The organism is Streptomyces sp. NPDC001880 (assembly GCF_053594575.1).
In genome coordinates, this window is sequence record NZ_JBSFET010000014.1 from 76,469 (window position 1) to 90,854 (window position 14,386).

Here is a 14,386-nt window from a genome sequence, read left to right on the forward strand (position 1 = left end):
CTATCCACGTCCGCCGGGGGCGGGTCCGGCCGCCCTGACCGTACGAACCGGGGGGCGGAACGGGCTGGTGCGGGCCGGGGCGGAACGGGCTGCGGGCCGGGGCCGGTGCCGTACAGGCCGCCCCGAGGGCTGTCCCGTGATCCCTGGCGGGACAGCCCTCAGCCGACCGCCTTCGCGGCCGCCCGGCCGGCCGCACGTCCGGAGAATATGCAGCCGCCGAGGAAGGTCCCTTCCAGCGAGCGGTAGCCGTGCACCCCGCCGCCGCCGAATCCGGCCGCCTCCCCCGCCGCGTACACACCGGCCAGGGGGGTGCCGTCCGCGGTCAGCACCCGGGAGGACAGGTCGGTCTCCAGTCCGCCGAGCGACTTGCGGGTCAGGATGTTCAGCCGTACGGCGATCAGCGGGCCGGCCGCGGGGTCGAGGATGCGGTGCGGCGCGGCCGTCCGGATCAGCTTGTCGCCGAGGTAGGCGCGGGCCCCGCGGATCGCGGTGATCTGGAGGTCCTTGGTGAAGGGGTTGGCGATCTCGCGGTCGCGTGCGGTGATCTCGCGGCGCAGTTCGGCCTCGTCGATCAACGGTTCCCCGGTGAGCGCGTTCATGCCGCGGACGAGCGCGGCGAGGTCCTTCTCGACGACGAAGTCCGCTCCGTTGTCCATGAACGCCTTCACCGGGGCCGGCACGTCGGCACGGGCCCGGCCGATCACGTCGCGGATCGACTTTCCGGTCAGATCCGGGTTCTGCTCGGAGCCGGAGAGCGCGAATTCCTTGCCGATGATCTTCCGGTCGAGCACGAACCAGGTGTGCTCGTGGCCGGACTTCATGATGTGTTCGAGGGTGCCCAGGGTGTCGAAGCCCGGGAAGAGCGGGACCGGCAGCCGCTTGCCGCGGGCGTCCAGCCAGAGCGAGGACGGTCCGGGCAGGATCCGGATGCCGTGCCTGGCCCAGATCGGGTTCCAGTTCTCGATGCCCTCGGTGTAGTGCCACATCCGGTCGCGGTTGATGTGGTGGGCGCCCGCCTCCTCGGCGATGCCGAGCATGAGCCCGTCGACGTGGGCGGGGACGCCGGAGAGCATCTTCGCGGGCGGGGTGCCGAGCCGCTCGGGCCACTGCTTGCGCACCAGGTCGTGGTTGCCGCCGATGCCGCCGGAGGTGACGATCACCACCTGGGCCCTCAGCTCGAACGTGCCGGTCGCCCGGCGGCTGCTCGCGGTGCCCCGGGCGGCGGCGCTCGGCTCCAGCACCTCGCCGGTCACCGTGTCGACGGCGCCCGCGGTGCGGGCGAGGCCGGTGACCCGGTGCCGGAACCGGAACTGCACGAGCCCCTTGGCGACGCCCGCGCGGACCCGGCGCTCGAAGGGGGCGACGATGCCGGGGCCGGTGCCCCAGGTGATGTGGAAGCGGGGTACGGAGTTGCCGTGGCCGTTCGCGTCGTAGCCGCCGCGCTCGGCCCAGCCGACGACGGGGAAGATCCGCAGCCCCTGGGCGTACAGCCAGGAGCGCTTCTCACCGGCCGCGAAGTCGACGTACGCCTCGGCCCACTTCCGTGGCCAGTGGTCCTCCTCGCGGTCGAAGCCCGCCGTGCCGAGCCAGTCCTGGAGGGCCAGCTCGTGGCTGTCCTTGATCCGCATCCGGCGCTGCTCGGGCGAGTCGACGAGGAAGAGGCCGCCGAAGGACCAGTGCGCCTGGCCGCCGATCGACTGCTCGGGCTCCTGGTCGAGCAGGATCACCGAGCGGCCCGCGTCGACCAGCTCGGCAGTGGCCACCAGACCGGCGAGCCCTGCCCCGATAACGATCACATCAGCGTCGTACGCCATGGGTTCCATCCTTGTCGGGGCGGTCGATCCGGTCACGGCCGCGGTCGGGGGCCGGAGCCGGCTCCGGGGCGGACTGCGGAGCCGACTGCCGGGACGGAAGTTACTCGTGCGTCAGATCTTCGGCACCCGCCACTGCGGCGTCAACCGCCCGGTCGGCGGCGCTCCGGCCGCACCCTCGGGACACAGGCGCTATCGTCGGTACAAATCACCCACTTCTGGCCTGACTTGAGGTAGAAGCGTGTCGGTGCTGGTCCTCGTGCTCGCCGTGAGTGCCGCCTGCTGTCTGGGCTTCGGCTTCGTACTGCAGCAGGCCGCCGCTTCGCACGCCCCGCGGAGCGACTATCTCTCGCCCCGGCTGCTGCTGGACCTGATGCGGGTGCCGAGCTGGCTGGCCGGGATCGGGCTGATGGTCTGCGGCATGGTGCTGGGCGCACTGGCCCTGGGCAAGGGCGAGGTCTCCGTCGTCGAACCCCTCCTTGCGACCAATCTGCTCTTCGCGATGGCCCTGTCGCGCCACCGCACCGGCCAGCGGCTCGGCCATCAGGGCTGGGCCGGTCTCTGGCTGCTGGCCGGCGGGGTCACCGCCTTTCTGCTGGCGGGCCGGCCCCAGGGCGGCGAGGCGGTGACCAGCCCGCTGCGGCACTGGCTGGTGATCGGCGTGGTCGTGGGCACCGCGCTGCTGCTCACCGCCGTCGCCAAACGCTCCGAGTCCGGGGTCGCCCCCGCACTGCTCGCGGTGGCGGCCGGGCTGCTGTACGGACTGCAGGACGCCCTCACCCGGGTCAGCGGCCAGCGGCTGTCCGACGGCGGATGGGCGGCGCTGGTGACGGGGTGGCAGCCGTACGCGGTGGCGGCACTGGGGGTGACGGGGCTGCTGCTGGTGCAGAGCGCGTTCGAGACGGGCCCGCTCCGGGTCTCGCTGCCCCCGTTGACCGCCGCGCAGCCACTGGCGGGGATCGCCTGCGGGGTCGGCTTCCTCGGCGACCAGTTGCGCTCCGACACCGGCGCACTGGCCTGGCAGGCGGTCGGTCTCGCGGCGATCGTCGTCGGGATCGTGCTGCTCGGGCTGCATCCGGCGATGCCGGAGGGGCCGGTGGGCAGGCGCCGGGAGAAGAGCCTTCAGCCGAACTGAGCCGGGCCGCCCGGCCTCCGGCGGCACCCGCGCTGGTTTTTAATAATGGCCAGCATTAGGGTGTCGCCATGGCGCGAGCATCCGGGCAGGAGACCAGGGAAAAGCTGATCCGCGCGGCCGAGGAGGTTTTCGCCGCGCAGGGCCCCGACGGCGCCCAGCTGCGGGACATCGTCCGGTTGGCCGGGCAGAGCAACCCCTCCGCGGTCCAGTACCACTTCGGATCCCGGGCCGGCCTGCTCGACGCGGTGATGGCGGGCCGCCAGGCCCGTACCGAACAGGTGCTGGCGCCCCTGCTCGACGGACTGGGCGAGGGCTGCGGCGTACGGGAACTGCTCACCGCGCTGGTGACGGCCGAGGCGAGTCTGCTCGCCGACGACCGCGGCCGCCGCTGTCTGCTGATCTCTTCCCGGCTCACCCATGAGACCGGGCTGCGGACCGGCCGGCTGCACCCCGTCCTGGACGGCACCAGCTACGGGCGGCTGATCGGCAGCGTCGGGGACCGCCTGGGCAAGCTCCCCGGACCCGTGCGCCTGGAGCGCCTGGATCTGGCGCTCGCCCTGATCGGGGCGGCGCTGGCCGACCGTGCCCGCCTGCGTCTCGACGGCACCGAACCGCTGACCGGCGACGATTTCTTCCTCGCCGATCTCGTAGGGACCACCACCGCTTTCCTGCACGCCCCCCTGCCGGGCGGCGCGTGACCACCGGACCACTCACCACCGCACCATTTGCCACCTGCACCACATGAAGGAAGCGACATGACCGACAAGAGCAACCTCACCGACAAGACCGTCGTCATCACCGGCGGCGCCCGGGGCCTGGGCGCCGCGGCCGCCCGCCTCGCGGTGGCGTGCGGCGCCAACGTGGTGATCACCGACGTGCTGGACGAGGAGGGCGCCGCCACCGCCGCCGAGCTGGGGGCCAAGGCCCGCTTCGTGCACCACGACGTGACCTCCGAGGAGGACTGGCAGCGCGTCGCCGAGTTCGCCGTCGCCGAGTTCGGGCGGATAGACGGGCTGGTCAACAACGCCGGGGTGTCCACCGGCCAGCCGCTGGAGAGCGAGAGCGTCGAGCACTTCCGCAAGGTCATCGACATCAACCTGACGGCCGTCTTCATCGGCATGAAGACGGTGATCCCGGTGATGAAGGAGAACGGCGGCGGTTCGATCGTCAACATCTCCTCGGCAGCCGGTCTGATGGGCCTCGCCCTGACCTCCAGCTACGGCGCCTCGAAGTGGGGCGTGCGCGGCCTGACGAAGGTCGGCGCGGTGGAGCTCGGCACGGCGAGGATCCGGGTGAACTCGGTGCACCCCGGCATGGTCTACACGCCGATGACCGCGTCCGTCGGCATCCAGCAGGGCGAGGGCAACTACCCGAACACGCCGATGGGCCGGGTCGGCGAGGCCCCGGAGATCGCGGAGGCGGTCGCCTTCCTGCTCTCCGACGCCGCCTCGTACGTCACCGGCGCCGAGCTGGCCGTCGACGGCGGCTGGACCACGGGCCCTACGGTCAAGTACGTCATGGGGCAGTAGACCGTCCGGGCGGTGGCCTGATGTTGGATGAGGAGCATGACTCCTTCTGACGAGATCCTGGACATCGTCGACGAGAACGACGTGGTCGTGGGGCAGGCCCCGCGCGGTGAGGCCACCGCGCGGGGCCTTCGCCATCGCTGCGTCTTCATCGAGGCCCGGGACGCCACGGGCCGGCTCTTCGTCCACCGCCGGACCCCGGGCAAGCTGGTCTTCCCGTCCCACTACGACATGTTCGTCGGCGGGGTGGTCGGCGCCGGCGAGTCGTACGACGAGGCGGCGCTGCGGGAGGCCGAGGAGGAGCTGGGGGTGTCCGGGCTCCCCCGGCCCGAACCGCTCTTCAAGTTCCTCTACGAGAGCGCCGAGCACTCCTGGTGGTCGTACATCTACCGGGTACGGTGCGAGCTTCCGGTGAACCCGCAGGTGGAGGAGGTCGCCTGGCACACCTTCCTCAGCGATGACGAGCTGGCGCGGCGGATCGACGACTGGGACTGGGTGCCGGACGGCCTGGAGGCATACCACCGGCTGCGCGCCTTCAGGTCGGCCGGTACGCCCTCCTGAGTCCGGACGGCGGTCACCGGCAGAGCGGCGGACAAGAGCGACCGGCCGTAAGCAGCGACGCCGCGAGGCCTACTGCCGGCCGGTCTAAGGTTCACACGTGAACGAATTCGTACAGAGCCTGCGGCTGTGGTTCGCACCGCAGCGCATCCGCGACGAGGGCGAGACCCCCGACTACCGGTTCTCGCTCGCCAACGAGCGGACCTTTCTCGCCTGGATCCGGACGGCTCTGGCGCTGATCGGCGGCGGATTCGCGGTCGACCAGTTCCTGCCGGAGCTGGTGTGGCCGGTCCGCACCGGTCTGGCGCTCGCGCTGCTGGCGGCCGGTGTGCTGTGCGCGCTGCGCGCGGTCAACCACTGGGTGCGGTGCGAGCGGGCGATGCGGCGCGGGGAGGACCTTCCGGTCTCGCGGTTCCCGACGCTGCTCGCACTGGCCGTCGGGGTCGTCGCGGTGGCGATGGTGGTGGTGGTCCTCTTCGGCTGGGAGGGCCGGTGACCGCCACGGGGCGCGACCCCGGGCTTCAGCCCGAGCGGACCCGGCTGGCCTGGCGGCGTACGACGCTGTCGTGCACGGTGGTGGCGGTGCTGGCGGTCAAGCAGGCGCTGAACGGCGGGGCGGGCCCGGCCGCGATCGTGGCGGTGTCGCTGAGCGCGCTGGCCTGGCTGGGTTTTCTGCGGGTGGCGCATCTGCGGGTGCTCGGGTTGGGGACCGCCCGGCCGCGACCGCTGTCGGCGCGCGGTGCGCTGACCGCGGCGGCGTGCACGGTGGCGCTCGCGGTGTTCGCCGCGGCCATGCTGTTCTGAGGACCGGGTCCGGGCCCCCGCAGGTCAGGCCGCCGCGCCCCGGGCGGCGGGCCCGTCACCAGCGCGGGATCGTCGGCGTCTCCCATCCCGGCTCGGCCCTGCGCATCGCGGCCGCGTCGTCGCGCTCGCGCATCGTGCCGTCGTCGTCGAGCCAGCGCCGGTGCAGCACGGCCATGCGCTCACGGTCGAGTTCGACGCCGAGCCCGGGTGCGTCGGACACGGCGAGCCGGCCGTCCCGGAAGACATGGCGGGCGGTGATGACGTCCTCGCTCTGCCAGGGGTAGTGGCTGTCGCAGGCGTAGTCGAGGTTGGGGACGGTGGCCGCGACATGGGTCATCGCGGCGAGGCTGATGCCGAGGTGGGTGTTGGAGTGCATGGAGAGCCCGACGCCGAAGGTGCGGCAGATCCCGGCCAGTTCACGGGTACGGTGCAGCCCGCCCCAGTAGTGGTGGTCGGAGAGGACCACCTGCACGGCGCCCCGGGCGAAGGCCTCCGGCACCTCGGCGAGGGTGGTCACACACATGTTGGTGGCGAGCGGTACGTCGGTGCCGGCGGCGACCGCGGCCATCAGGTCCGTGCCGCTCGCCGGGTCCTCCAGGTATTCGAGTACGTCCTTCAGCTGCTCGGCGACGTACAGCGAGGTCTCGACGGACCAGGCGCCGTTGGGGTCGAGCCGCAGCGGCTGCCCGGGGAACTCCTCGGCCAGGGCACGGATCGCGGCGATCTCCCGGTCGGGTTCGAAGACGCCTCCCTTGAGCTTGAAGGAGGAGAAGCCGTGCTCGCGGGCGAAGCGCCGGGCCTGGGCGACGACCCCGGCCGGGTCGAGGGCCGCGTCCCAGTCGTCCCGTTCACCGCCCTCGGGGTGGGCGGCGAACCGGTAGAAGAGGTACGCGCTGTACTCGACGCTGTCGCGGACCTTCCCGCCGAGCAGGGCGTGCACGGGCAGGCCGAGGGACTTGCCCAGCGCGTCCAGGCAGGCGACCTCGAAGCCGGAGACGACGGAGAGCCGGAGCTTGTCGGCGCTCTGCACGCCGCGCAGTCCGCCCGCGTCGACCCGGTCGTCGGCCGCCCGTGAATCACCGCACACCTCGTCGGCCAGAGCGAACAGGCCGTTCAGATCGCTGACCGGGCGTCCGGCGAGTGCGGTGGCGAGCGGCCGGGCGAGTTCGAGGTACTTGCCGTCCCCGTACGTCTCCCCGATCCCGGTGACCCCACCGCGTGTGACGACCTCCAGGACGAGCCGGGGCGTGTAGGGCTGGTGAACGCCCTGGGTGTTGAGCAGGGGCGGGTCGGCTATCAGGACCGGCGTCAGCCGGACTTCGTCGATCAACAGCTCTGTATTCATACGTGAACCATATTCAGGGATGCGACTGAATGCCAGACTCCGGGCCGAACCGGGCCCGAGCCCGCCCGCCGGACCGCGCCACAGGTCCGACCCATGGGCCCCGGACACGTACTGGACGACATACCGACTGGTCGGCATGATGGCCTCCGACCGTCTTTCACCCCCGGAGGTGCGCACGATGAGCCCAGCCCACCCGCCAGGTCTCGACCTCGACCGGCTGCGCGGACATCTCGACCGCGAGAGGCCGGGGCTGGTGAGCGGACCGCTCGAAGCCCGGCTGATCGAGGGCGGCCGGTCGAATCTGACGTACGCCGTGACGGACGGCACCGGCCGCTGGGTCGTCCGCAGGCCCCCGCTGGGCCATGTACTGGCCACCGCGCACGACATGAAGCGCGAGCACCGGGTGATCAGCGCCCTGTATCCGACGGCCGTCCCGGTGCCCGAGCCGGTGCTGCTCTGCGAGGACGACTCGGTGACCGGGTCGCCCTTCTACGTCATGGAGTACGTCGAGGGCACGCCGTACCGCACCGCCGAGCAGCTCGCCCCGCTGGGCGCCGAGCGCACCCGGGCGGCGGTTCTCGGGCTCGTCGACACCCTGGTCGCACTGCACGCCGTGGACCCGGAGTCCGTCGGGCTCGGCGACTTCGGGCGGCCCGAGGGCTTCCTCGACCGGCAGTTGCGCCGCTGGGGCAAGCAGCTGGACGCGTCGCGCAACCGCGAGCTGCCCGGCATCGACGAACTGCACGCCGCGCTCGGGCGTGCGCTGCCCGTCTCGCCCGCGCCCACCGTCGTGCACGGCGACTACAGGCTGGACAACGTCCTGATCGGCTCCGACGACCGCATCAAGGCCGTCCTCGACTGGGAGATGTCGACGCTCGGCGACCCGCTGACCGACCTCGGCCTGCTGGTGATGTACAGCTCCGATCTCGGTCCGGCCGAATCGCCGGTCTCCACCACCAGCGGCGCGGCAGGCCACCCCTCCCCCGCCGAGCTGATCGAGCGCTATGCCGCCCGCTCCGGCCGGGACACCTCCGCCATCTCCTGGTACACGGCGTTCGCCTGGTTCAAGCTCGCCGTGATCCTGGAGGGCATCCACTACCGCTACACCCTGGGCCGGACCGTCGGCGCCGGCTTCGACCGCATCGGCGACCTCGTCCCCGTCTTCATCGAGCACGGCCTCACCACCCTCCAGGAAGGCTGATCACCCCCATGGACTTCGCATTCGACGCCCGCACCGAAGAGCTGCGCACCAGGCTGCTCGCCTTCATGGACGAGCACGTCTACCCGGCCGAGAAGATCGTGGACGAGCAGCGCGCGCTGCTGGCCTCGCCGTGGCACACTCCGCGGATCGTCGAGGAGCTGAAGGCCGAGGCGCGCAGGCAGGGCCTGTGGAACCTCTTCCTGCCGGACGCCGGATACGGGGCCGGGCTGACCAACCTCCAGTACGCCCCGCTCGCCGAAATCACCGGCCGCTCCCCGCAGTTGGCGCCGACCGCGCTCAACTGCGCGGCCCCGGACACCGGGAACATGGAGGTGCTCTTCCAGTTCGCCACCGACGAGCAGAAGAAGCAGTGGCTGGAGCCGCTGCTCGCCGGCGGGATCCGCTCGGCGTTCGCGATGACGGAGCCCGAGGTCGCCTCGTCGGACGCGACGAACATCGAGACCCGGATCGTGCGCGACGGCGGTGACTACGTCATCAACGGCCGCAAGTGGTACATCTCCGGGGCGATGAACCCGGACTGCAAGATCTTCATCGTGATGGGCAAGACCGACCCTGACGGCTCCGACATCCGCCGCCGGCAGTCGATGGTTCTGGTCCCCCGCGACACCCCCGGCCTCGAAGTGCGCCGCGCCATGCAGGTGTACGGGTACGAGGACCATTACCACGGCGGTCACGCGGAGGTCGTCCTCACCGATGTGCGGGTGCCGGCCGAGAATCTGATCGGCGAGGAGGGCGGCGGCTTCGCCATCGCCCAGGCGCGGCTGGGGCCGGGCCGGATCCACCACTGCATGCGGCTGATCGGCATGGCCGAGCGGGCCATCGAGCTGATGTGCAGGCGGGCGGTTTCCCGTACCGCCTTCGGCAAGCCGCTGGCCCGGCAGGGCGTCGTGCAGAACTGGATCGCGGACGCGCGGGTCACGGTGGAGCAACTGCGGTTGCTGGTGCTGAAGACGGCGTGGCTGATGGACACGGTGGGCAACCGGGGCGCGCACACGGAGATCCAGGCCATCAAGATCGCCACTCCGCGCGCGGTGGTCGACATCCTGGACCGGGCGGTGCAGCTGCACGGCGCGGGCGGGGTCGGCCAGGACTTTCCGCTGGCCGAACTGTGGGCGGCGGCACGGACGTTGCGGCTGGCGGACGGTCCGGACGAGGTGCATCAGCGGTCGCTGGCCCGGCGGGAGATCAAGCGGTACGTGTAGGGGGTGGGCCGGGTCGCCCGCCAGGGCCTGCGGGCGCTCGGTGTTCGCCGGCCCTGATCCGGTCCAGCACGTCCGTGTACAGGGTGCGCCGGTCGGGGCGGGCGTGGGCGGCGGCGTTGCGCAGGGCCGGGACCGCCGCCCCGCCCATCCCGACGAGCCCCTCGGCCGCCGTCTCGCGCACCACGGCCCGCGGGTGCCCGAGCAGCCCGGTCACCGCGGGGATCGCGGGCTCCCAACACGCCCGGCAGAGCGTGCCGATCGCCATGCGCACCACGTCCGGCCGGGGGTCGTCCAGCAGGAGTTCGGTGTGCCGCAGATGGGCCTGCGGGGCGAGCATCGCCCGTGAGGTCCGGTGGGCGCGCAGCCGGACCCTGGGCCGGGGGTGTGTGAGCAACTCGCCCAGCAGATCAAGGAGTTCCGGGTCCTGATCTGGCTCCGGTCCGGTGTGTGCCCCGGCCAGTTCCGTGAGCGCGCGGCAGATCTGCTCCGCGGTGCCGGTGACGGCCAGGTCCAGCAGTTCCTGCCGGGTGGGGCGGTGCCGGCCTCCGGCGGGTACGGCCGCGTCCCGGTCGCGGAGCGCGGCCAGTGCCGCCGCGTCCTGCCGCTCGGCGTCCGGGCCGCGCAGTGGGCCCTCGACGAGCAGGAGCCGGTCCGCGAGTTCGTCGCGTCCTTCGGCGCGCAGCCGACGGCGGGCCCGCGTCAGCGCGGGGGTGCGCAGCAGCGGGCGGCCGACGAGCAGGTCCAGGAAGCCCCAGGCCCCGGCGTCGAGCCGGTCGCCCAGGGCCCTGGCCAGCGCGTCCGCGGGGCAGGCGCGCAATGCGTCGCCGACCGCCCGGCCGACGGCGGGCGGCGCGTGTTCCCACCACTCCAGCAACAGCGGGACCAGCCGTTGCATCTCCCACGGGGCGAGTTCGGCCGCCGCGCGCGCCACTCTGTCGCGCAGGATGCCGTCGCCCCGGAGTTCCGTCTCGTCGACGGCGCCCAGTTCGCGGGCCGGTCCGGCACCGGCGGGCAGGTCGACCCTGCCGCGGAGGTGCGCGCGCAGCACCGGCAGCCGGGTCTCCGGCTCGGGCCATCGCGCCAGCGCCAGGGCGGCGACCTGTCTGCGGTCCGCCTCGGCCGACCCCAGCATGGCCAGCAGCCGTTCCCGCAGCGCCGCCGAACGCGGCTGGTCCAGGTCGTCGACGCGGACCCGGCGCGGTGGCGGCTCGGGTGTGCGGGCGGTCTCGGCGATGGTCCAGGGCGGTGCGTCGATGGGCTGGAGCCGCGTCATCCAGTCGATGAGCGCGGCGCGGACCCCGGGGCCCGCGCCCGGGTGGGCTTCGATCAGCGCGGTCAGCCGGTCCCGCGAGGGGACCGTGCCGTCGTCCCGTCGGCGGAACTCCGCCAGTGCGCCCGGGGTGCGGACCGCGTCGTCCAGCGCGGCCCGCCAGGCGCGGGTCGCGTCGGACAGGGGCGCGTCGGCGGTCTCCGGTACGGCGAAGGCCTCCCGGAGCACGGCCGTTTCGGCCCGCCAGGGGTCGGGGCCGAGCCGGGCACTCGCCAGGTCCCGGTCGAGGTCGGCTCGGACCGGCACCGCGCCGAGGCGGCGCAGCAGGGTCAGCGTGGACCGGCTCGGGGCCGCCGGGGCGGGGCGCAGGGCCCGTACCGCGGCGACGGCGGCCGGTTTCCCGGTGGCCGTCAGCATCGGCGCGACCGCTTCGAGCACGGCGATCAGGTCGTGCCGGTCCCCGTCCCGGGCATCGGCGAGCGCGTCGAGCAGCAGCGGGGCGGACCGGGCGAATGCCATGAGCTCCGCACCGTCCCGGGGCTCGGCGCGGAGCCGCAGCGCGAACCGCACCACCTTGTTCCGGAGTGCCTTGTCCCGGAGTACCGGCCGGGAGCCGGCCAGCCGGAGCCAGTCGGCGAGCATCGGTCGCAGCTGCTGCGACCGGCCGTCGCCGAGCGGCTCGTCCCGCTCGGCGACGCGCAGCGCGACCTCGGGGTCCCAGCCCCCGGCCACCAGGGCCTCGATGTCGCGGTCCGCCGCACCGGCCGCCGACGCGGGGCCGTCGGCCGCCGGTGCGGCGATCCCGTGCCGGGCCATCGGTATCGCCAGGTCCCGCACGGTGCCGGAGGCCAGCGCGACCCGGCCGGACGCCACCAGGGCGAGCAGCGGGCCGGCCACCGGTGACCCCTGGTCGTCCAGCGCCAGGACCGAGCGTGCGGCAAGGACGCCGTGCAGGCCCTCCAGCAGCAGGCGGCGGGCGCCGTCGTCCCGGCTCTGCTCGGCGGCGGCGACGAGGGTGGCCGCGTAGGCGTCGCCGAGGACGGCGCGCAGGGCCGCGACGAGTGTGTCGCGCAGGCCGGGGTTTTCGTGGTGCCCGAGGCGGAAGAGGAGCTTCGGGAGCACCTGCGGTGTGCCCGAGCGGACCAGCGCCCCGGCCGCCGTCTTCCTGATGTTCATGTTCGGGCGGTCGAGGCACGCGGCGATCGCGTCGCTCGCCCAGTGGGCGCGGGCGTGGCCCAGGGCGAGCAGCGCCTGCCGGACGGTCTGGACGTCCTGGGCCCGCGTCAGCGCGATCAGCGTCGCCGAGAGCGCCTGGGCGTCCTCGCCGGTGGCGTCACGGGCGAGCAGGGCGATGACGTGCTTGCGTACGTGCCGGTCGCGGTGGCGCAGCAGCCGGTGCACCCGCGCACGGGTGCCCTTCCACGGGGCCCGCAGCAGCAGTTCGAGCAGGACCACCTGCTCGTCGTCGTGGAGCCCGGGGCGGTCCAGCAGGTCCAGCGCCAGAGTCGCGACGAGTGCGTGTCCGGCCTCCCGGGCGTCCGCGGCACCGAGCAGACAGACCGGCCGGATCGCGCGCCGCGCGTGGAGGCGGCGGCCCAGGGCGCTCACGGCGTCCAGGACCTCCTGCGGCACTGCCGGCTCACTGCCCGGCTCTCCGTGCTCCCCGGTCCGGGGCGCCGCCTCCGGGCTCCTCGACGCGGCCTGCCCGGCCACGATGCGCAGCAGCAGGTCGGCGATGGCCGGGAGGGTGGCGGCGTTGCCGTGGGCCGCCAGCCGGCACAGCGCCGCCACCGGCTCGTCCGGGTCCAGGTGGGAGCGCAGCACTGCCAGTTCCCGCTCGTCCGGTCCGCCGAGGTCGGCCGCGATGCGCGGCGGCAGGCCGACGGGGTCGAGTCGTACGAGGAGGGCGCGGCGCTGCTCCGGATCGCGGTTCAGCTGCCACAGCAGTTCGAGGGCGCGGTCGCGAACGGCACGCAGGTGGGGCGCCGTCCCCCCGTCGGTGGTGAGGCCGAGTCCTTGGCGCAGGGCCTGTACCGTCCGGTCGCCGCCGATCGCCTCCAGCGTGTCCAGTGCCGCGCCCGGCGCCGAGGGCAGCAGGGCGATCACGGCCTCCTCGGCGTCCTCGTGGCGCAGTTCGCGGATCGCGTCGAGGAACGGGCCGGGTGCGGGGGCAAAGGGCAGTACGCGGGCGACGGCGTCCCCGACCGGGAGGTCACCGGCGCCCTGCCCGGCCAGGGCGACCAGCAGGGCGAGCCGTCGCGGCCAGTCCGGGTCGTCGGCCGGCGCGTCCGTGAGTACGCGCAGCGCCTCCCTCCGGGCGGTGAAGAGAATCGTCGCCATGTCGCGGGCCGCGATGGAGTGGTCGGACAGGGCGAGGCCGATGACGGCGGGGACGTCCGGCCCGTCCGGGAAGTGACCGCGCCGGTGGAGTCCGCGCAGACAGGCCACGGCCGGTCCGCCGAACATCAGCGGATCGCGTGCGGCCACGGCCGTCAGCTCGCCGATGTCGGCGCGGTCCGCCAGATCGCCGAGGAGCTCCATCGCGCGTCGGCGAAGACCCGGCGCGAGGCCGGGGTCCTCGACGGCCCGGCGCAGCAGGTCCCGGTGCCCGTGGCGCGCGGCGGCCCGGAGGGCGGCATCGGCCACCGCGGGCCACTCCTGCACCGGCCCCTGGGCCGGCCCCCGAGACGGTTGCCCGGCGTGTTCCCGTACCGGATCGGCCTGGAGGAACCGGGCGAGGAGGCCGGGCGGCAGCGGATCCGTCGCCGCCCACGGTTCGGCGAGCTCGCCCAGTGCACCGGCGACGACCGGGGCGCTGCCGGCTCCCAGCAGGCCGATCAGGTCCTCCCGGACCAGTGCCGGGGCCAGCAGTCCGGCGTGCAGCCCCTCCCGGGCCAGCCGCAGTGCCTCGGCCTGAAGCACCGGATCGCCGCTGCCCGCCAGCTCGTCCACGAGCCGCGCCGGCCGGTGCGTACCGGTGATGCCCGCCCCCCGCACGGCCTGGTACAGGAGTTCGCCCCGGGCCTCGCCGCGGAGCACTTCGGGATCGTGGAGCACATCGGCGCGCAGCCAGGCGATCCGTACCCCCGCCGGCAGCTGCCCGGCCGTGCGCCACGGCGGCCGGGGGCGGGCCCCCAGGCGGTGGCCGAGTCGTTCGTAGAGACCGGCCAGGAGGAGATCGGCCTCCGGCAGTCCGGTCAGCGATGCGGGCAGCAGTCCGGCGAGCCCGTCCGTCTCCTCGTCGTCGGACGGAGGGCGCTCGGTGATTCGCTCGGTGAGCAGGACAAGCCCGAGATGACGCTGCCCGGGGTCCTCGTGCCGGATCAGTCGCCCCAGGGCGTGGAACTGGTCGTCGGCCGGCGTCTGCATCGTCGGATACTAGGGCGTGCTTCGAAAGCCCCGCCTGGTCGGGGGCGTCCGGCAGGCACGCTCGCCCCGTTGCGACGCCGGGCAGGGGCAGGCATTCTCGCCGCACCGGACGAAAGCCCGAGTACGGTCCAGTACGAGGGCTTC

General features: G+C 73.5%; 11 protein-coding genes. 8 read left to right on the forward strand and 3 right to left on the reverse strand.

Annotation, left to right across the window (positions count from 1 at the left end; translation table 11 throughout):
* Window positions 1-158 precede the first annotated feature (158 nt).
* Window positions 159-1,814, reverse strand: a complete 1,656-nt coding sequence (locus ACWCQ6_RS11715; RefSeq protein WP_451087951.1) for an FAD-binding dehydrogenase — start codon at window positions 1,812-1,814, stop codon at window positions 159-161.
* Between the two features lie 238 nt (window positions 1,815-2,052).
* On the opposite strand from ACWCQ6_RS11715, the gene ACWCQ6_RS11720 reads away from it, so the two are divergent.
* The 6 genes from ACWCQ6_RS11720 (at window position 2,053) to ACWCQ6_RS11745 (ending at window position 5,834) form a co-directional block, all read left to right on the forward strand.
* Window positions 2,053-2,946, forward strand: coding sequence for a DMT family transporter (locus ACWCQ6_RS11720; RefSeq protein WP_451087953.1), 894 nt, complete (start codon window positions 2,053-2,055; stop codon window positions 2,944-2,946).
* Between the two features lie 68 nt (window positions 2,947-3,014).
* Window positions 3,015-3,644: a TetR/AcrR family transcriptional regulator gene (locus ACWCQ6_RS11725; RefSeq protein WP_451087955.1), complete on the forward strand. Its 630-nt coding sequence runs from the start codon at window positions 3,015-3,017 to the stop codon at window positions 3,642-3,644.
* A gap of 57 nt (window positions 3,645-3,701) precedes the next feature.
* Window positions 3,702-4,475, forward strand: coding sequence for a glucose 1-dehydrogenase (locus ACWCQ6_RS11730; protein ID WP_451087957.1), 774 nt, complete (start codon window positions 3,702-3,704; stop codon window positions 4,473-4,475).
* A gap of 36 nt (window positions 4,476-4,511) precedes the next feature.
* A complete protein-coding gene (locus ACWCQ6_RS11735; protein WP_451087959.1) occupies window positions 4,512-5,033 on the forward strand; it encodes an NUDIX hydrolase in 522 nt (173 codons plus the stop codon).
* A gap of 97 nt (window positions 5,034-5,130) precedes the next feature.
* The gene (locus tag ACWCQ6_RS11740) at window positions 5,131-5,526 is read left to right on the forward strand and encodes a YidH family protein (protein WP_451087961.1); all 396 of its coding nucleotides are present in this window, start codon (window positions 5,131-5,133) and stop codon (window positions 5,524-5,526) included.
* Window positions 5,523-5,834 carry a DUF202 domain-containing protein gene (locus ACWCQ6_RS11745; RefSeq protein WP_451087963.1) on the forward strand — a complete coding sequence of 104 codons (312 nt, stop codon included), beginning with the start codon at window positions 5,523-5,525 and terminating at the stop codon, window positions 5,832-5,834. The genes ACWCQ6_RS11740 and ACWCQ6_RS11745 overlap by 4 nt, the downstream gene beginning before the upstream one ends.
* A gap of 55 nt (window positions 5,835-5,889) precedes the next feature.
* Here the strand turns inward: ACWCQ6_RS11745 and ACWCQ6_RS11750 are convergent, their stop codons facing one another.
* Window positions 5,890-7,179, reverse strand: coding sequence for a glucarate dehydratase family protein (locus ACWCQ6_RS11750; RefSeq protein ID WP_451087965.1), 1,290 nt, complete (start codon window positions 7,177-7,179; stop codon window positions 5,890-5,892).
* A gap of 178 nt (window positions 7,180-7,357) precedes the next feature.
* On the opposite strand from ACWCQ6_RS11750, the gene ACWCQ6_RS11755 reads away from it, so the two are divergent.
* The gene (locus ACWCQ6_RS11755; RefSeq protein ID WP_451087967.1) at window positions 7,358-8,380 is read left to right on the forward strand and encodes a phosphotransferase family protein; all 1,023 of its coding nucleotides are present in this window, start codon (window positions 7,358-7,360) and stop codon (window positions 8,378-8,380) included.
* Between the two features lie 8 nt (window positions 8,381-8,388).
* Complete coding sequence (locus ACWCQ6_RS11760) at window positions 8,389-9,603, forward strand: acyl-CoA dehydrogenase family protein (RefSeq protein ID WP_451087969.1); 1,215 nt, start codon at window positions 8,389-8,391, stop codon at window positions 9,601-9,603.
* Here the strand turns inward: ACWCQ6_RS11760 and ACWCQ6_RS11765 are convergent.
* Window positions 9,587-14,242 carry a HEAT repeat domain-containing protein gene (locus ACWCQ6_RS11765; RefSeq protein ID WP_451087971.1) on the reverse strand — a complete coding sequence of 1,552 codons (4,656 nt, stop codon included), beginning with the start codon at window positions 14,240-14,242 and terminating at the stop codon, window positions 9,587-9,589. The genes ACWCQ6_RS11760 and ACWCQ6_RS11765 overlap by 17 nt on opposite strands.
* Window positions 14,243-14,386: the final 144 nt, after the last annotated feature.

Coding starts and splice junctions, on each gene's coding strand:
- ACWCQ6_RS11715 (WP_451087951.1), bottom strand. CDS start 1,814: ATGGCGTACGACGCTGATGTGATCGTTATCGGGGCAGGGCTCGCCGGT.
- ACWCQ6_RS11725 (WP_451087955.1), top strand. CDS start 3,015: ATGGCGCGAGCATCCGGGCAGGAGACCAGGGAAAAGCTGATCCGCGCG.
- ACWCQ6_RS11730 (WP_451087957.1), top strand. CDS start 3,702: ATGACCGACAAGAGCAACCTCACCGACAAGACCGTCGTCATCACCGGC.
- ACWCQ6_RS11735 (WP_451087959.1), top strand. CDS start 4,512: ATGACTCCTTCTGACGAGATCCTGGACATCGTCGACGAGAACGACGTG.
- ACWCQ6_RS11750 (WP_451087965.1), bottom strand. CDS start 7,179: ATGAATACAGAGCTGTTGATCGACGAAGTCCGGCTGACGCCGGTCCTG.
- ACWCQ6_RS11755 (WP_451087967.1), top strand. CDS start 7,358: ATGAGCCCAGCCCACCCGCCAGGTCTCGACCTCGACCGGCTGCGCGGA.
- ACWCQ6_RS11760 (WP_451087969.1), top strand. CDS start 8,389: ATGGACTTCGCATTCGACGCCCGCACCGAAGAGCTGCGCACCAGGCTG.
- ACWCQ6_RS11765 (WP_451087971.1), bottom strand. CDS start 14,242: ATGCAGACGCCGGCCGACGACCAGTTCCACGCCCTGGGGCGACTGATC.